The 17573-nt window shown below is 71.4% G+C and carries 17 protein-coding genes and 1 riboswitch; of the genes, 8 read left to right on the top strand and 9 right to left on the bottom strand.

Annotated elements, in window-relative coordinates:
• Together ACZ45E_RS33425 and ACZ45E_RS33420 are read right to left on the bottom strand one after the other, a co-directional pair.
• Positions 1-729 (bottom strand): hypothetical protein, encoded by a 729-nt coding sequence (locus ACZ45E_RS33425; RefSeq protein WP_468228209.1) that lies wholly within the window; start codon positions 727-729, stop codon positions 1-3.
• A complete protein-coding gene (locus ACZ45E_RS33420) occupies positions 722-1540 on the bottom strand; it encodes an alpha/beta hydrolase (protein ID WP_468228207.1) in 819 nt (272 codons plus the stop codon). The genes ACZ45E_RS33425 and ACZ45E_RS33420 overlap by 8 nt, the downstream gene beginning before the upstream one ends.
• A 200-nt stretch (positions 1541-1740) precedes the next feature.
• On the opposite strand from ACZ45E_RS33420, the gene ACZ45E_RS33415 reads away from it, so the two are divergent.
• From ACZ45E_RS33415 to ACZ45E_RS33395, 5 genes are all read left to right on the top strand, one after another.
• A complete protein-coding gene (locus ACZ45E_RS33415; RefSeq protein WP_468228305.1) occupies positions 1741-2466 on the top strand; it encodes a lysophospholipid acyltransferase family protein in 726 nt (241 codons plus the stop codon).
• A gap of 44 nt (positions 2467-2510) precedes the next feature.
• Complete coding sequence (macS, locus tag ACZ45E_RS33410) at positions 2511-3722, top strand: MacS family sensor histidine kinase (protein ID WP_468228204.1); 1212 nt, start codon at positions 2511-2513, stop codon at positions 3720-3722.
• 64 nt (positions 3723-3786) lie between these two features.
• Complete coding sequence (locus tag ACZ45E_RS33405) at positions 3787-4497, top strand: response regulator (RefSeq protein WP_468228303.1); 711 nt, start codon at positions 3787-3789, stop codon at positions 4495-4497.
• Between the two features lie 52 nt (positions 4498-4549).
• Positions 4550-5578, top strand: a complete 1029-nt coding sequence (locus tag ACZ45E_RS33400; RefSeq protein WP_468228202.1) for a 6-phosphofructokinase — start codon at positions 4550-4552, stop codon at positions 5576-5578.
• Positions 5579-5658: 80 nt separating this feature from the next.
• Entirely contained in the window at positions 5659-6657 is a 999-nt protein-coding gene (locus ACZ45E_RS33395) for a 2-hydroxyacid dehydrogenase (protein ID WP_468228199.1), read from the top strand.
• Here the strand turns inward: ACZ45E_RS33395 and ACZ45E_RS33390 are convergent.
• Positions 6606-8498 (bottom strand): anthranilate synthase family protein, encoded by a 1893-nt coding sequence (locus tag ACZ45E_RS33390; protein WP_468228196.1) that lies wholly within the window; start codon positions 8496-8498, stop codon positions 6606-6608. The two genes, ACZ45E_RS33395 and ACZ45E_RS33390, sit on opposite strands and share 52 nt — an antisense overlap.
• A gap of 295 nt (positions 8499-8793) precedes the next feature.
• On the opposite strand from ACZ45E_RS33390, the gene ACZ45E_RS33385 reads away from it, so the two are divergent.
• Both ACZ45E_RS33385 and ACZ45E_RS33380 read left to right on the top strand, forming a co-directional pair.
• Positions 8794-10146 carry a class II 3-deoxy-7-phosphoheptulonate synthase gene (locus ACZ45E_RS33385; protein ID WP_468228195.1) on the top strand — a complete coding sequence of 451 codons (1353 nt, stop codon included), beginning with the start codon at positions 8794-8796 and terminating at the stop codon, positions 10144-10146.
• A 174-nt stretch (positions 10147-10320) separates the two neighbouring features.
• The gene (locus ACZ45E_RS33380) at positions 10321-10557 is read left to right on the top strand and encodes a (2Fe-2S)-binding protein (protein WP_468228192.1); all 237 of its coding nucleotides are present in this window, start codon (positions 10321-10323) and stop codon (positions 10555-10557) included.
• Here ACZ45E_RS33380 and bfr read toward each other — a convergent pair.
• On the bottom strand, positions 10554-11033 hold the full coding sequence (gene bfr / locus ACZ45E_RS33375) for a bacterioferritin (protein ID WP_324768392.1): 480 nt from the start codon (positions 11031-11033) through the stop codon (positions 10554-10556). The genes ACZ45E_RS33380 and bfr overlap by 4 nt on opposite strands.
• A gap of 175 nt (positions 11034-11208) precedes the next feature.
• Here bfr and ACZ45E_RS33370 point away from each other — a divergent pair, with 175 nt between their 5' ends.
• Positions 11209-11841 (top strand): sulfite oxidase-like oxidoreductase, encoded by a 633-nt coding sequence (locus ACZ45E_RS33370; RefSeq protein WP_468228188.1) that lies wholly within the window; start codon positions 11209-11211, stop codon positions 11839-11841.
• A gap of 93 nt (positions 11842-11934) precedes the next feature.
• On the opposite strand, the gene ACZ45E_RS33365 is transcribed toward ACZ45E_RS33370, so the two are convergent.
• The 5 genes from ACZ45E_RS33365 to thiO form a co-directional block, all read right to left on the bottom strand.
• Positions 11935-12822 carry a deoxyribonuclease IV gene (locus tag ACZ45E_RS33365; RefSeq protein WP_468228185.1) on the bottom strand — a complete coding sequence of 296 codons (888 nt, stop codon included), beginning with the start codon at positions 12820-12822 and terminating at the stop codon, positions 11935-11937.
• Between the two features lie 325 nt (positions 12823-13147).
• The gene (pknB, locus tag ACZ45E_RS33360) at positions 13148-15061 is read right to left on the bottom strand and encodes a Stk1 family PASTA domain-containing Ser/Thr kinase (RefSeq protein WP_468228182.1); all 1914 of its coding nucleotides are present in this window, start codon (positions 15059-15061) and stop codon (positions 13148-13150) included.
• An 83-nt stretch (positions 15062-15144) separates the two neighbouring features.
• Positions 15145-15939 (bottom strand): thiazole synthase, encoded by a 795-nt coding sequence (locus ACZ45E_RS33355; protein WP_468228179.1) that lies wholly within the window; start codon positions 15937-15939, stop codon positions 15145-15147.
• 6 nt (positions 15940-15945) lie between these two features.
• The gene (gene thiS / locus ACZ45E_RS33350) at positions 15946-16146 is read right to left on the bottom strand and encodes a sulfur carrier protein ThiS (protein WP_468228176.1); all 201 of its coding nucleotides are present in this window, start codon (positions 16144-16146) and stop codon (positions 15946-15948) included.
• Positions 16143-17348, bottom strand: coding sequence for a glycine oxidase ThiO (gene thiO / locus ACZ45E_RS33345; protein WP_468228174.1), 1206 nt, complete (start codon positions 17346-17348; stop codon positions 16143-16145). The genes thiS and thiO overlap by 4 nt, the downstream gene beginning before the upstream one ends.
• Positions 17346-17458, bottom strand: a riboswitch (TPP riboswitch). It overlaps the preceding gene by 3 nt.
• Positions 17459-17573: the final 115 nt, after the last annotated feature.

The raw sequence follows: 17573 nt of genomic DNA, 5'->3' as shown, positions 1-17573 counted from the left end.
TCAGACGACGGCGCCGCGCCCCGGGTCGTCGTCCTCGTCCTCGTCCGACCTCATCCGCGCGACCAGCGTGGCGAAACCGCCCAGGAAGCCGCCGACGCAGACGGTCGTCAGCCACCACGTCATCGACCAGCCCAGCAGCACCGAGACGAGCAGCAGCACCGGGCCGCCGATCACGGCCAGCCACGCGAACCGGGCCGTCACGTCCGTCTCCGGGAGCGGCGGCGGCTCGGGCGGCACGAAGTGGCCCTCGTCGTCCTCGTCGAAGTCGCTCTCGGACGGCTCCGCGACCGCGTGGTCGCGGGGCCCGGGGGCGGCGCCGACGCCCGGGGCGAAGGAGACCGACGAGCCGAGGGAGCCTTTGGCGTCCTTCTTCGGCTTCCCGTCGGGTCCGTCGGGTCCGTCCGTCCCGTCGGCCCCGTCCCGCTCGGGCAGCGGCGTCGCGTTGGTCTCCGGCTCCAGGAGCGCCAGATCCTCCACCGACTTGAACGGCTTCGCACCCGGCGGGTCCGGTGGCTCCTCCCCGTAACCGGCGACGATCTGCGCCCACACGGCGTCCTCGTCCACCGGGTACGCGCCCTGCTCCTCCGCCTCGCGGTCCGGGTCCGGCCGCGAGGGCCCGGCGCCGGACTCCTCGGGCGGGCGGCCCTCACCGCCGCCCGGACTGTCCGGGCTCTCCGGCCTGTCCGGACTGTCTGGGATCTCGGGCTCCCGCCGCTCCTGCTCAGCCACCGCTCGCCGTCCCTTCCGCGCCCTCGCCGGGGCCGCTCACGCCCTCGCTGGGGGTCTTGCCGACACTGGGAGCGAGCCGGCCGATGAACGCGTAGCTCTCCTCGAAGATCCGGTCCGCGTCATGGTCCAACGTCGCGACGTGGTAGCTCTGTTCCAGCAGGATCTCCGTGACGTCCGTGGAGGAGATCCGGCTCAGCACACGGGCCGAGTCGGCGGGCGGCACCACATGGTCCTGGACGCTGTGCAGCACCACCACCGGCTGCGTCACCTGCGGCAGTTCACGGTCGACGACCCGGAAGAACCGGCGCAACTGGTGCGCGGAGTGCAGCGGCACCCGGCCGTACCCGACCTCCTGCGAGCCCTCCTTGGCGATGTCGCTGGCGATCCCCTTGACCGTGGGGACGAAGTGCCGGGCCACCGGGAGGGCGTGGGCGGCCAGTCCGTGCACCTTGTTCCCCGGGTTCACCAGGACCAGCCCCGCCACCTGGTCGCCGTGGCGGGCCGCGAGGCGCAGCGCGAGGGCGCCGCCCATCGACAGGCCGGCGACGAACACCTGCGAGCAGCGGTCCGTGAGGTCGCGCAGAGCCCGGTCCACCTCCGCGTACCAGTCCTGCCAGCCGGTGACCGACAGATCCTCCCAGCGGGTGCCGTGCCCGGGCAGCAGCGGGAGCGAGACGGTCAGCCCGCGCTCGGCCAGGTACTCCGCCCAGGGCCGCAGGGACTGGGGGCATCCGGTGAAGCCGTGACAGAGGAGGACGCCGATCTCGCCGCCTTCGTGGCGGTACGGCTCGGCTCCGGGAAGGTCCGGCACCTTCGGTCTCCAGTTCGTGGAATTCGTGCGATTCGGGAGATACGTGCGGTTCGTGCGGGCGGTACGGCGTGGACGCGGGCGAGCAGCGGGACGTGCACTTCACCGTACGCGACCGGACTGACACCGACCAGGGTCGTCGGGCCCCTGGGCGGCCCCGCGGGTTAAGGTCTGAACCTCGGACGAGGGAAGGCAGTGGGTTGATCTACGGCGCAATGAAGGTGGCCATCGGGGGGCCGCTGAGGCTCGGCTTCAGGCCGTGGGTGGAGGGCATGGAGAACATCCCCGCCGAGGGAGCCGCGATCCTGGCCAGCAACCATCTCTCCTTCTCCGACTCGTTCTTCCTGCCGGCCGTCCTCGACCGCAAGGTCACCTTCATCGCGAAGGCCGAGTACTTCACGACGCCCGGTGTGAAGGGCAAGCTGACGGCCGCCTTCTTCAAGGGGGTCGGTCAGCTCCCGGTGGACCGTTCGGGCTCGCGCGGCGCCGGTGAGGCCGCCATCAAGAGCGGCATCGACGTCCTGGAGCGCGGCGAGCTGTTCGGCATCTACCCCGAGGGCACGCGCTCCCCGGACGGCCGGCTGTACCGCGGCAAGCCCGGCGGGTTGGCCCGCGTGGCGCTGGCCTCCGGCGCGCCCGTCATCCCGGTCGCCATGATCGACACGGAGAAGATCCAGCCGCCCGGCAAGGTGATGCCCAAGCTGATGCGCCCCGGCATCCGGATCGGCAAGCCGCTCGACTTCAGCCGCTACCAGGGCATGGAGAACGACCGGTTCGTGCTGCGGGCGGTGACCGACGAGGTCATGTACGAAATCATGAAGCTCTCCGGCCAGGAGTACGTCGACATGTACGCCACCGCCGCCAAGCGGCAGCTCGCGGACGCGGCGAAGGCCGAGAAGGAAGCACAGAAGGAGCGGGGCGGCTCCTGAGGGCGGGGGTGGCGCCCAAGGCGGGGCGGACGGGGGCGGGGGACATGGGAAGCACGGTCAGGCGCGAACGGGTCGTACGGATGTCGGTGGAGCAGCCGCTGTGGCGTGCCCTGCTCGGCTACCGCGTGCTCACCATGCTGTACGCGATCGGCCTCTTCGTCTCCGCGTACGAGGTGTACGAGCGGCCATGGGTCGCCGTCGCCTACTTCGCCGTCCTGGCCGGATGGACCCTGTCGACGCTGCCGCAGGTGTCGGGCGCCGCGCGCTGCACCCGGTGGTTCCTCACCGCCGACCTGGCGGTCGCCGTGGTCGGCATCCTGCTCTCCCCGGTCGCAGGCCACGAGCGCGCCGTCACCGGCGGCTCGACCCTGCCGTCGATATGGACGGCGGGCGCGGTCCTCGCCTGGGCGCTCAAGGGCGGCTGGCGCTGGGCGGCCTCCGCGTCCCTGCTCGTCGGCGTCGCCAACGTGGTCCAGCGCGGCGGCCTCAGCCGCAGCACCCTCCACAACGTGCTGCTGGTCTGCATCGCGTCCATCGCCATCGGCTACGTCGTCGAGGTGGCCCGCGCCTCCGAGCGCACCCTGGCCCGCGCCCTGGAGATCGAGGCCACCACGCGGGAGCGCGAGCGGCTGGCCCGCGACATCCACGACGGTGTCCTGCAGGTCCTCGCCATGGTGCAGCGGCGGGGCAACGCCCTGGGCGGTGACGCCGCCGAGATCGGCCGGATGGCGGGCGAGCAGGAGATCGCGCTGCGCACCCTGGTGGCCGGTGGCCTGGCCCCGGCGTCCCGCGCCTCCGAGGACGCCGCGCTGGGCGCCGTCGTCCGCGCCGTCGACGAACCCGGCGGCCCGGCGGACGAGGGCGCGCTCCGCGATCTGCGGCCCCTTCTCGCCGGGCACGCGGGCGCGCGGGTCACCTTCTCCGAGCCGGGCGCCCCGGTCCTGATGCGCGCCGCCGCGGCCCGCGAACTGGCCGCCGCCGTCAGCGCCGCACTGGACAACGTGCGCCTCCACGCGGGCGCGGACGCGTACGCGTGGATCCTGGTCGAGGACGACCCGGACGCGGTGATCGTGACCGTACGGGACGACGGACCCGGCATCCCGGAGGGCCGCCTCGCCCAGGCCGAGGGGGAGGGACGGCTCGGTGTCGCCCTGTCCATCCGGGGCCGGCTGCGCGACATCGGCGGCACCGCCGAAGTGATCTCGGTCCCCGGCCAGGGCACCGAGGTCGAACTGAACGTACCGAAGAAGAAGTGACGGCTCTCAGAACGTGAACGGCAGGAACGGCATGAACGGCACGGGGGAAGGCAGGACCGGCATGATGACGGGGACGAGCGGGACGGGCGAGCAGCCGGCCCACGGCGCGGAGAGCACGGTCAGGGTCATGGTGGTCGACGACCACCCGATGTGGCGCGACGCCGTCGCCCGCGACCTGGCCGCGGCCGGCTTCGACGTGGTCGCCACGGCCGGCGACGGGGAGCAGGCGGTGCGCCGCGCCCGCGCGGCCCGCCCCGACGTCCTCGTCCTCGACCTGAACCTGCCGGCCAGGCCCGGCGTCCAGGTCTGCAAGGAACTCGTCGGCACCGACCCGGCGCTCCGGGTCCTGGTCCTCTCGGCGAGCGGCGAGCACGCCGATGTGCTGGAGGCGGTCAAGTCCGGCGCCACCGGCTATCTGCTGAAGTCCGCGTCCACCGACGAGCTGGTCGACGCGGTGCGCCGGACGGCCGCCGGCGACCCCGTGTTCACCCCGGGCCTCGCCGGTCTCGTCCTCGGCGAGTACCGGCGGCTGGCCTCGGAGCCCGCCCCTGCCGCCGACACGGACGAGCCGAAGGCGCCCCGGCTCACCGACCGGGAGACGGAGGTGCTGCGCCTGGTCGCCAAGGGCCTCAGCTACAAGCAGATCGCCGAGCGTCTGGTCATCTCGCACCGCACGGTCCAGAACCACGTGCAGAACACCCTCGGGAAGCTTCAGCTGCACAACCGGGTGGAACTTGTGCGGTACGCGATCGAACGGGGTCTGGACGACGAGTGACCCCGCGCGGCACAGTTGCCTCAACTGCTCGCCGTGACAAGGGAGTTACGTGATGAGGGTCGGAGTACTGACCGGAGGCGGCGACTGCCCCGGGCTCAACGCCGTCATCCGCGGCATCGTCCGCAAGGGCGTGCAGGAGTACGGCTACGACTTCGTCGGTTTCCGGGACGGCTGGCGCGGCCCCCTGGAGGACCACACCCTGCGCCTCGACATCCCGGCGGTGCGCGGCATCCTGCCGCGCGGCGGCACCATCCTCGGCTCCTCGCGCACCAACCCCCTCCAGGCCGAGGACGGCATCCGCCGGGTCAAGGCGAACCTCGCCAAACAGGAGGTCGAGGCCCTCGTCGTGATCGGCGGCGAGGACACCCTGGGCGTCGCCGCGCGCCTCGCCGACGACTACGGCATCAAGGTCGTCGCCGTGCCCAAGACCATCGACAACGACCTCTCCGCCACCGACTACACCTTCGGCTTCAACACGGCCGTCGGTATCGCCACCGAGGCCATCGACCGCCTCCACACCACCGCCGAGTCCCATATGCGGGTCCTCGTCTGCGAGGTCATGGGCCGCCACGCGGGCTGGATCGCCCTCCACTCGGGCCTGGCCGGCGGTGCCAACGTCATCCTCATCCCGGAGCAGCGCTTCGACCTCGACCAGGTCTGCGCCTGGGTCACCTCCCGCTTCACGTCGTCGTACGCGCCGATCGTCGTGGTCGCCGAGGGCGCGATGCCCCGCGACGGCGACATGGTCCTCAAGGACGAGTCGCTGGACTCCTTCGGCCACGTCCGCCTCTCGGGCGTCGGCGAGTGGCTCGCGAAACAGATCGAGAAGCGCACCGGCAAGGAGGCCCGCACCACGGTCCTCGGCCACATCCAGCGCGGCGGCACCCCGTCGGCCTTCGACCGCTGGCTCGCCACGCGCTTCGGCCTGCACGCGATCGAGGCGGTGCACGACGGCGACTTCGGCAAGATGGTCGCGCTGCGCGGCACGGACATCGTGCGCGTGCCCATCGCGGAGGCGACGGCCCGCCTGAAGACGGTCGATCCGGCGCTGTACGAGGAGGTCGGGGTCTTCTTCGGGTAGGCCGGATCCGCTCCGGACAGGCCAGGGGGCGGCGCCCGGTTCGGGGTGCCGTCCTCTTCGCCCCTCCATAGACTCGCGCCATGGAGATCCTCGCGTTCGGCGTGCAGTCCGACGAAAAGCCCCTCATCGAGAAGGCCTTCGAGGGCCACCACGATGTCCGCTGTCTGGACGTCTTCCTCAACGAGGACACCGCGCCCATCGCGGCCGGCTACGAGATCATCTCCACCAGCGTCAACGCGACGCTCAACAGCCGGGTGCTGCAGAGCCTCGCGGCCGGCGGCACGCAGCTGATCGCCCAGCGCTCCACGGGCTTCAACAACATCGACCTGGAGGTCGCCGAGCGCCTCGGGCTGACCGTCGCCCGGGTCTCGTACTACTCGCCGTACTCGGTGGCCGAGTTCGCCTGGACCCTCGCGATGGCCGTCAACCGGCGCATCGTCAGGGCCAGCACCCGCACCCGCGACTTCGACTTCCGCCTCGACGGCCTGCTCGGCCGTGACCTGCACGGACGCACCGTCGGCGTCCTCGGCACCGGCAAGATCGGCGAGGCGTTCACCCGCATCGCGCACGGCTTCGGCATGAACCTGCTCGGCTGGGACGTCACCGAGAACCCGAACTGCACGGCCCTCGGCATGAAGTACGTCGACAAGGACCGGCTCTTCGCCGAGGCCGACCTGATCAGCCTGCACGTGCCGCTGCTCCCCGCCACCGAGCACATCGTCGACGCCGCCGCCCTGCGCGCGATGAAGGACGACGCGATCCTCATCAACTCCAGCCGCGGCGGCCTCGTCGACACCAAGGCCCTCGTCGCCGAATTGCGCGAGGGCCGCTTCGCGGGCGTCGGCCTCGACGTGTACGAGGCCGAGGCGGGCCTGTTCTTCCTCGACAAGTCCCTGGAGATCGTCGACGACGACACCCTGGCCCGCCTCGTCACCTTCCCGAACGTCCTGGTCACCTCGCACCAGGCGTACTACACCGTCGACGCGGTCGGCCAGATCATCGACACCACGGTGCACAACGTCCTGGACTACCTCGCGGGCCGCCGCTCCGAGAACGTGCTGGTCCCGGCCGCCAGCTGAGCCAGCAGTTCGCGGACGATCCCGGCGCCGCGCAGCGACAGCACCGACTCCGGGTGGAACTGCACCCCCGCGAAGCCAGGACCGCGTACGGCGTGCACCTCGCCGCCGGCCGGGTCCCGGCTGACCTCCACGCCGTGCGCGGCCAGCTCCCCGGCCGCGTCGTCGTCGCAACGGGCCACGAAGCTGTTGTAGAACCCGACGGTCTCGGGCCGCCCGAACAGGTCGACGGCGACCTGCGCCCCCTGGAACGGCACGTCCTTGCGGACGATCGGCAGGCCCAGCTCGGCCGCGATCAGCTCGTGCCCGAGGCAGACGCCGAGCACGCCGTACCGGTGCGCGCCGATCACCTCGGCCGTCAGCGACCGCAGGAACCGCATCTTCGGATCGGTGAGATCGGACGGATCGCCGGGGCCGGGGCCCAGCACGAGCGGCCCCTCATGGGCGAGGACGGCCTCCCTCAGCCCCTCCTCGTCGTAGCGCCGCACCGTCACGTCGAGCCCCGACGAGCGCAGCACGTGCGCCAGCATCGCGGTGAACGTGTCCTCGCCGTCGACGACCAGCGCGTGCCCGGCCGGCTCGCCACGGCGCTGGTCCTGGTCCTGCATCCGCAGCCAGAACGGCGCGAGCGCCGCGCGGCGCCCGTCGAGGGCCGCCCGCACCCGGGGGTCGTCGGTCAGCGCGGGCCGCGTGCTCTCCTCGCGCGGGCGCCCGGGGCGCACCCCGAGGGCGGCCAGGACCCCGGCGGCCTTCGCGTGGGTCTCCGCGACCTCGCCCGCCGGGTCGGAACCGCGCACCAGGGTCGCGCCGACCGGCACCCGCAGGCGCCCGGCCGCGTCGATGTCGGCGGTCCTGATGAGGATGGGGGAGTCCAGGGTCTGCGCGCCGCCCGCGTCCCGTCCGATCAGCGCGAGCGCGCCGGCGTAGTACCCGCGGCCGCCCACCTCGTGCCGCTCGATGACCCGGCAGGCGTTCTGCACGGGCGAGCCGGTGACGGTCGCCGCGAACATCGTCTCCTTCAGCACCTCGCGCACATCGAGGCTCGACCTCCCCCGCAGCTCGTACTCGGTGTGCGCGAGGTGCGCCATCTCCTTCAGCCGCGGCCCGATGACGACCCCGCCCATGTCGCCGACGGTGCACATCATCTTCAGCTCCTCGTCGACGACCATCGACAGCTCCTCGATCTCCTTGCCGTCGGCGAGGAAGTCCAGCAGGTCGTCGGGGGTGGGCCCGGCCGCGGGGTAGCGGTACGTCCCGCTGATCGGGTTCATCACGACGGTGCCGCCGGACATCCGTACGTGCACCTCGGGGCTCGCGCCGACCAGCGTCCGCTCGCCCGTGTGCACCACGAACGTCCAGTACGCGCCCCGCTCGCCGTCGAGCAGCCGCCGGAACAGCGCGAGCGCGTCGACCCGGGAGAACCCCGGGATCTCACCCTCGTAGGTCCGCCGGATCACGAAGTTCGCGCCCGCCCCCTGCCCGATCTCCTCGCGCAGGACCCGGCCGACGATGTCCGCGTACGCCTCGTCGTCGACGTCGAAGCCGCCGTCCCTGACCTCCACGTCGTGGAGCGGGAGCGAGCGGAGCGCCTCGGCGAGCGGGAGCTCGTACGACTCCTCGGGGACGAGGACCGACAGCGGCGTGCCGTCGTCGCGCACGTCGAAACCGCGCTCTCTGATCTGCCGGAAGGGGACCAGGGCGAGGCCCTCGGGGATGTCCGCGAGCCTGTCGTACACGCCGACGGAGCCGATCAGGACCTCGACCGTGTCGTGGTCGCGGCCCGGTGTGCGGCGGCGGAGCAGCGCGAAGGGGCGGTCGTCGGCGAGCAGTGCGGAGAGTTGCATCGTGGGTTCCTCGTCCTGGAGTCGGTCGGAGAGGAACGGCCCGGTCCTGAAAACACTGAAGGCCGCCCCTCGGGCGGCCTTCGCGATCTCGGATACGCGCAGTCAGTGGGCCGCCGGATGTGCGGTCCACCACCAGGTGCGGTTGAGAAGCTGCGCGAACATGGGCGCCACCGTACCCGAACCCCCGGCTCCTGTGGAGCGGTTGCCGGTCCCCGTTCCCCGGATACGCCGTTCGGCTGTCTCAAAAGATGAGCGGAGGGATGGACGCCGGACCCGACCCCGTAATGTTGTCGAGGTGACCGTGAACGCTAAGACCAGCGCCAGCGCTGGCAACACCTGGCGAAACCTGCCCGCGGCGCAGCAGCCCGAGTACCCCGATGCCGAGGCTCTGCGCGATGTGATCGCGGACCTCGAGTCGTATCCGCCGCTCGTCTTCGCAGGCGAGTGCGACCAGCTGCGCGCCCGACTGGCGGCCGTCGCCAAGGGAGAGGCGTTCCTGCTCCAGGGCGGCGACTGCGCCGAGGCCTTCGACGGCGTCTCCGCAGACCACATCCGGAACAAGTTGAAGACCCTGCTCCAGATGGGTGCCGTCCTCACGTACGCCGCCTCGGTGCCGGTCGTGAAGGTCGGCCGCATCGCCGGCCAGTACTCCAAGCCGCGCTCCAAGCCGACCGAGACCCGCGACGGCGTGACCCTGCCGACCTACCGCGGCGACTCGGTCAACGGCTTCGAGTTCACCGAGGCCGCCCGCATCCCGGACCCGGACCGGCTGAAGCGGATGTACCACGCGTCCGCCTCCACGCTCAACCTGGTGCGCGCCTTCACCACCGGCGGCTACGCCGACCTGCGCCAGGTCCACGCCTGGAACCAGGACTTCGTGAAGTCCTCCCCGTCCGGCCAGCGCTACGAGCAGCTCGCCCGCGAGATCGACAACGCGCTCAACTTCATGCGGGCCTGCGGCACCGACCCGGCCGAGTTCCAGACGGTCGAGTTCTACGCCTCCCACGAGGCGCTGCTGCTCGACTACGAGTCGGCCCTGACCCGCGTCGACTCGCGTACGGGCAACCTGTACGACGTCTCGGGCCACATGGTCTGGATCGGCGAGCGCACCCGGCAGCTCGACGGCGCGCACATCGAGTTCGCCTCGAAGATCCGCAACCCCATCGGCATCAAGCTCGGCCCGACGACGACGGCCGAGGAGGCGCTCCAGTACATCGAGCGCCTCGACCCGGACCGCGAGCCCGGCCGGCTCACCTTCATCGTCCGCATGGGCGCCGACAAGGTCCGGGACAAGCTGCCCGAGCTGGTCGAGAAGGTCACCGCCTCGGGCGCGACCGTCGCCTGGATCACCGACCCGATGCACGGCAACACGTACGAGGCGGCCTCCGGCCACAAGACCCGCCGCTTCGACGACGTGCTCGACGAGGTCAAGGGCTTCTTCGAGGTCCACAAGGCGCTCGGCACGCACCCCGGCGGCATCCACGTCGAGCTGACCGGTGACGACGTCACCGAGTGCGTGGGCGGCGGCGACGAGATCTTCGTCGCCGACCTCCACCAGCGCTACGAGACGGCCTGCGACCCGCGGCTGAACCGCAGCCAATCCCTCGACCTGGCGTTCCTCGTCGCGGAGATGTACCGGGACCAGTGACCGCGCTCTGACGCACGCCGTATTCCCGCCTGAAAGCGCCGTGGGGCGCGGATCACAACGATCCGCGCCCCACGGCGCTTTTGTGCATCCGGCCCGACGGGTATGGTTAGGCTAGCCTCACCGAGCGATCGGGACGGCGACGCCTGTGAGTCCCGACCGGGGAGGTGAGCCCGCATGTACGTCTGCAACTGCTTCGGTGTCACCGAGGACCAGGTCAAGCGGCACGCCGCGGGCGGTGCCTGCACCCCCCGCCAGATCGCGTCCGCCTGCAAGGCCGGTACCGACTGCGGCTCGTGTGTACGCCGCATCCAGGCGCTCCTCGGGCGGGGGGCCTACCCCCGGACCGGACCGGCGGAGCAGGGCTCGCTCGCTGACCCCGGCGCACCGCAGCGGCTTCCGGAAGCCGCCTAGCTGTCCGGCTGCTCGATCTGCTGCGCCAGATAGAGCGCCTCGCCGAGCTTCTCGATCAGCTCCAGCTGGGTGTCGAGGTAGTCGATGTGATGCTCCTCGTCCTCCAGGATGTCCTCGAAGATCCGCGCCGATGTCACATCGCCCTTGGCCCGCATCACGTCGATGCCGCGCCGGAGGCGGTCGATCGCCTCCACCTCCACCTGCCGGTCGGCCTGGAACATCTCCGTCACGGTCTGCCCGACACGCACGTGGAACAGCCGCTGATAGTTCGGCAGGGCATCGAGGAAGAGGATGCGTTCCGTCAGCCTGTCCGCGTGCTTCATCTCGTCGATGGACTCGGCACGGGTGTACTTGGCCAGCTTGGTCCAGCCATTGTTGTCCTGGATCCGGTAGTGGAGCCAGTACTGGTTGATGGCCGTCAACTCGCCCGTGAGCTGCTCGTTGAGGAACTCGATGACCTCGGGGTCGCCCTGCATCGCAGAGGCTCCTTCCGCGTGGTGGACTCGGCAGATTTCGCGCATCCTCGCACCGGCGCCCAAACGCGTCCAGTAAGTGCACGCTTAGTACGAGTTGCCCCGATCGTTGATCGACTACGGCCCGTCGGCGGTCTCGTGGTCATGGTCACCGCCCGGCTTCTGTCAGGATGGAGGCATGGGTGATCCGGTGGGTAGCGAGTCTGGGGGAGCAGTGCAGCCGGAACTTCCGCCGGGGCAGCGTCTGCAGCGCGGCTGGCCGGTCACACACTACGGCCCGGTGCCCAAGTTCCGGCCCGAACGGTGGGAGTTCAGGGTTTTCGGCTCCACCGCCGACGGTGACAAGCACTGCTGGAACCACGAGGAGTTCTCGGCCCTGCCGTACGCGACCGTCCTGGGCGACCTGCACTGCGTCACCAAATTCAGCATGCTCGCCGCCGAGTGGGGCGGCGTGCGCGCCTCCACCATCCTGGAGCTGGCGCCGCCCGATCCCGCCGTCACGCACGTCATGGTCTGGGCCGAGTACGGGTTCAGCTCCAACCTGCGGCTCTCCGATTTCGCCGATGACCGCACCATCTTCGCCACCCACAAGGGCGGCGAGCTGCTCACCGCCGAGCACGGGTTCCCGCTGCGGCTCGTGGTGCCGCACCTGTATGCCTGGAAAGGGCCTAAATGGGTGCGCGGGGTCGAGTACATGACCGCGGATCGGCGGGGGTTCTGGGAGGAGCGCGGGTACCACAACGTGGGGGATCCGTGGCGGGAGCAGCGGTACTCCTACCAGGAAGGTCCTGGGGAAGGGCCTGAGCTTTAGCCTTCGGCTTTCGGCTTTCGGCTTTCGGTTTCGGCTTTCGGGTTCGGCTTTCGGCTTCGGGTTTGGGTTTGGGTTTGGCCTTCGGGTTCGGGGTCAGTTCGGGTTCGCGATACCCGCGCGGAGATCCTTGAGGCGGGCGATGTCCGCCGCGTTGTCCACCTTGCCGCCCGGCGTCTCTACCACCAGCGGGACGTTCTCCGTCGCCGGGTGAGCCATCAGCTCCTGGAAGGGCGCGGCCCCGATGTGGCCCGAGCCGATGTTCTCGTGGCGGTCCTTGTGGGCTCCCACCACGTCCTTGGAGTCATTGGCGTGGATCAGCTTGAGGCGGCCCTCGCCGACCGTTTCCACGAGGAGGTCGAGGGTCTGCTTCACACCACCCGGGGCCACGAGGTCGTGGCCGGCCGCGTAGATGTGGCAGGTGTCCAGGCAGACGCCCAGCTTGGGGTGGTGGTCCAGGGCGTCGAAGTACGGGCCGAAGTCCCAGGTGCGTGAGCAGAGGGACGCGCCCTGACCCGCGGTCGACTCCAGGAGGAGGAAGGGGTCGTCCTCGTGGGTCAGTTCGTCGAGCAGGGGAAGCAGGTGCTCGCGGACCTGGGCGAGAGCCACGGCCCGGTCCCGGCCGCCGGTCGCGGAGCCGGTGTGCACGACGACGCCGAGCGCGCCGATGGCGCGGGCGCGGCGCAGGGAGTGCCGCATCGACGCGACGCTCTTCTCCACGGTGGCCTCGGTGTGCGAACCGAAGTTGATCAGGTACGGGGCGTGGACGTAGGCCGGGATGCCCTCGGCGGAGCAGCGGGCGCGGAACGCCTCGTCCTGCTGGGGGTTGCCCGGGCTTGTGGCCCAGCCGCGCGGGTTGGCCACGAAGACCTGGACGGTCTCGGCCCGGACGTCCTGGGCGTACGAGAGCCCAACGGTGGCGAGGCCGCCGGCCGCCGGGACGTGGCCGCCGATGGGGTTGCGGGTGCGGATGCTGCTGTTCACCCGGTCCAGGGTGTCATGCGTGCGGGAGTGCGCCTGAATGGAGGGTGGCCGGTCGGGGTGCGTTCGCGGCTTCCCGTTCGTTCCGACAGGTGTGTGGGTGGGTACGGGGCCGCCCGGGGTATGTGCGTGCTCGCCATCTTGATGGCCTCGCCGGTTGCTTCGGGTATTGCTACCGCGTGCTGGTGTGCTGCGCGCGCACATACCCCGGTCGGCCCCTTCCGTCTCGTGGCCGTCTGATCGTCGGATCATCCTGCCGGCCGCCGGCCGCCGGTTGCCCGTTGCCGGTCGCCGCCCTGCCCCTTGGCAGGTGTGCTGGCTCCGGGGCTTAGCGGATGGTGATTTTGATCGTCGAGCCCTTGGGGGCCTCTTCGCCGGGGTCCACCGACTGGCTCTTGACCGTGTCCCCGAAGAGGCCCAGGAAGCCGCGGTCGTCGTCGACGTCGAAACCGGCGTCCTCGAGCTTGGCATGGGCCTCGTCCACGCTCATGCCGGTGACGTCCGGGACCTCGATCATCGGCGGGCCCTTGGAGATCGTCAGGGTCACCGTCGCGCCCTCGGCCAGCTGACCGTCGTCGGGGGACTGGCGGGCCACATCGCCCTTGTCCTCGTCGGAGTTGATCCGCTGCGTGGCGATCTCCGCCTTCAGGCCGACATCCTCCAGCTCGGCCACCGCATCGTCCTCGGACTCGCCCGTGACGTCGGGGACGTCCACCGGAGCGCCCTTGGAGACGACCAGGGCTACCGCGGAGCCCGATCTGCGCGTCGCGCCCGCGTCCGGGTCCGTGCTGATCACAGAGCCCTTGGCGACCTCGTCGCTGAACGCCCTGGTGACCATGCCGGGCTCCAGGCCGCGGTCCTTGAGGCCGCTCCTGGCCCTCGCGAGGGGCTTGCCCTCGACGTCGGGGACCTTCACTGTCTCGGGGCCCTTGGACACCGTCAGATTCACCGTGCCGTCGTCCCGGATACGGGCATCGGGCCTGGGGTCCGTCGCCATGACGGTGCCGCGCTTGTACGCGTCGCTGTACTTGTACGTGGTCTTGCCGCCGGGATGCAGTCCGAGCTCGTCGAGACGCTGCTTCGCCTGCTCCTCCGACTTGGCCAGCAGGCGCGGGACCTTGGTGAACTGGCCCGCGTTGATGTACCAGACGCCCGCGCCGACACCGAGGACCAGGAGCAGCGCCGCGAGGATCGCGAACGTACCGCGCCGTGGCCTGCCGCTCCCGCGACGGGCCGGGGCGGCAGGCGGCGGGCTCTCCATGCGGCTCGTGCGGTGGAACCCGTCCTCCTCCGCGGGCAGCGGCAACTGCACCGCGCGCGAAAGCACGCTCGTACGGTCGTCCGCCCCCGCGTGCTCCACGGCCCGCTCCTGCGGCGGCACCGCGTCCAGCTCCGCGTCGGTCAGCGCCGAACGGGCCTCCCGCACATGAGCGAGCAGCGCCACCGCGTCGTGCGGGCGCACCTGCGGGGAGCGGGCGGTGGCCGACGCGACCAGGTGGTCCAGGGCCGGAGAGAGGCCCGGCACGGCCGCGGAGGGCGCCGGGACGTCCTCGTTGAGGTGCTTGTAGAGGATCTGGGCCGGGGTGTCGCCCGAGTGCGGCTTGCCGCCCGTCAGCATCTCGTAGAGGACCACCCCGCACGCGTAGACATCCACGCCGGGCGTCGTCGTGCCGTCCTCTATCTGCTCGGGCGCCAGGTACGAGACCGTGCCGAGGACCGTGCCCGTGGTGGTCGTGACGGTGTCCACGGAGCGGACCAGACCGAAGTCCGCGACCTTCACCCGGCCGTCGTCCCCTATCAGGACGTTCTCCGGCTTCATGTCGCGGTGCACGAAGCCCGCGCGGTGCGCCGCCCCGAGCGCGGCGAGCACCGGCTCCAGGATGTCGAGCGCCGCCCGGGGCCGGAGCGCTCCGCGGTCGCGCAGGACGTCACGGAGAGTGCAGCCCGCGATGTACTCCATCGCCAGGTAGACGTACGCGCCCTCGGCGCCCTGGTCGAAGACGCCCACGACGTTCGGGTGCGAGAGGCGGGCCACCGACTTGGCCTCGCGGATGAAACGCTCGACGAACGTCACGTCGGCCGCCAGCGAGGGGTGCATCACCTTGAGCGCGAGCACACGGTCGAGGCGAGTGTCCACGGCCCGGTAGACCGTGGCCATCCCGCCGACCGCGATGCGTGCGTCGACGCGGTACCGGCCGTCGAGCACGTGCCCGAGCAACGGGTCCTGAAGGGTCGTGTCCACGCAGGCGAGTGTACGAGGAGTGACTGACAGGGCCCGGGCCCGCTGCGGGACCGGGCCCGTACTGCAGCAGAGCTGTGACCCTCTCAGAAGGCGGGGCGCTCGGGGTCGAGACGGGCCAGGCCCGCGGTGGGCGAGGAGGCTTCGGCGAAGTGCCGCCTGGGGATGCGGCCCGCCCGGTACGCGAGCCGGCCCGCCTCCACCGCGTGCCGCATGCCCTCGGCCATGAGCACCGGTTCCTGGGCGCGGGTCACCGCGGAGGCGAGCATCACACCCGCGCACCCGAGCTCCATGGCGAGGGCCACGTCGGAGGCCGTGCCCGCGCCCGCGTCCAGGATCACCGGCACGCGCGCGTGCTCGACGATCAGCTGGAAGTTGTGCGGGTTGCGGATGCCGAGCCCGGAGCCGATGGGGGAGCCGAGCGGCATGATCGCCGCGCACCCCACGTCCTCCAGCTTGCGGGCCATGACCGGGTCGTCATTGGTGTAGGGCAGGACCGTGAACCCGTCGTCGACCAGGGTCTCGGCGGCGTCCAGGAGCTCGATCGGGTCGGGCAGCAGGGTGCGCTCGTCCGCGATCACTTCCAGTTTGACCAGGTTCGTGCCCAGGGCCTCGCGCGCGAGGCGGGCCGTGAGTACGGCTTCGCCCGCTGTGAAGCAGCCTGCCGTGTTCGGGAGCACCTGAATGCCGAGTTTTTCCAGGACGGAGAGGACCGAGCCGTGCACCGTCGCGTTCACGCGGCGCATCGCCACCGTGGTGAGTTCGGTGCCGGAGGCGGTCAGGGAGCGTTCCAGGACGTCGAGGCTCGGGGCGCCTCCCGTGCCCATGATCAGGCGCGAGGAGTACGTGGTGCCTCCGAGGACGAAAGCGTCGTCGGCCATGGCGAGTCAGCCTCCTTGTACGGCTGTGAGGACTTCGACGCGGTCCCCGTCGGAGAGCGCGGTCGCGGACCACCGGGTGCGCGGCACGACGGTCTCGTTGAGAGCGGCGGCGACGCCGGAGTGTGCTGTGGTGAGGGTGGTGACGAGGGCTTCGAGAGTGGTGCCGGCGCTCACCGCGCGCTGTTCACCGTTGACGGACACGTTCATGCGGGCTGCTCCAAGGAGGCGTCACTGGTGCGGTCGCCCGAGCCCCCGGGGCCCTGGCCGGTAAAGCGCCCCGGGGTGAACGGGCGGGCCTCCTCCGGGAGTTCACCGGTGGTCAGGACCTCGGCCATGACGTCCCCGGTGATCGGCGTGAGCAGCACGCCGTTGCGGTGGTGGCCGGTGGCGAGGAGGAGGCCGGGCAGGGCCGTCGGGCCGAGGAGCGGGGCGTTGTCGGGCGAGCCGGGGCGCAGGCCCGCGCAGGTCTCGGTCAGGGGCAGTTCCGTGATGCCGGGGACGAGCTCGTGGGCGTCGCGCAGCAGTTCGTAGACCCCGCCCGCCGTGACCGTCGTGTCCCAGCCGAGCTCCTCGCTGGTGGCGCCCACGACGAGCTCGCCGTTGACGCGCGGTACGAGGTAGAGGTGGCTGCCGCGGACGACCGCGCGCACCGTACGGCTGAGGAACGGCGCGTACGAGGGGGGCACCGTCAGCCGCAGCACCTGGCCCTTGACCGGGCGGACCGGGGGCAGCACCTCGGCCGGGAGCCCCGCGAGCCGCCCGCTGCGGCTGCCCGCCGCGAGCACCGTCCGGTCGGCCGCCCGCGCGGTGCCGTCGGCCAGCAGCACACCGCGCGCCCGGTCCCGTTCGACCAGGAGCCGGTCGGCCCGGACCCGGTGGAAGACCACGCCCGCACGCTCGCAGGCCGTCACAAGGGCGCCCGCGAGCCTTCTCGGGTCGATCTGGTGGTCACCGTCGACCCGCAGGCCCCCGCGTACGCCCGGCGCGAGCATCGGCTCAAGCCGGCGGCAGTCGCGGCCCGACAGCCACTCGGACTCCAGCCCCGACTTCCTCTGCAGCGCGTGCAGTTCACGCAGGTGCGCCCGGTCGTCCGCGTCCAGCGCGACCGCCAGCGTGCCGCACGCGCGGTAGCCGAGTTCCTGGCCGGTGGCCTCGGACAGCTCGGCCGCGAACTCGGGGTAGCGGCGCGCGGACTCGACGTTCAGGGCGAGCAAGGTCTGCTCGCCGTAGTGGAGTTCGGTGACGGCGGCCAGCATGCCGGCCGCCACCTGGGCGGCCCCGCCGCCCGGTTCGGGGTCCACGACCGCTACGGACAGACCGCGCTGCGCGGCCCGCCACGCGGTGACCAGACCGATGATGCCGCCCCCGACGACCAGTACGTCGGTGGCTTCGGTGGGAGTGCGCGACATGGGCGTCCAGCCCCTCCCTTCGCCGGCATGACCCGGATCAGGTTCGTACGGTCGGAGGCCGCCCAGCCTCCCTCTCAGCCCGCTGCGTACGGGCTCCCGCGAGTGCTTTACGTCGGCCACCCTAACTCGTGCGCAGGACCCTCAGTAAGGGAGCCTGCGGGCCGTGACCCGTGGGCGCGGCGCCCCTTGATCGCTAAACCGGTGACACGTGTGCAGGACGTCACG

The organism is Streptomyces sp. NPDC030991 (assembly GCF_055571235.1).
This window is presented reverse-complemented; position numbering and strand designations above follow the sequence as displayed.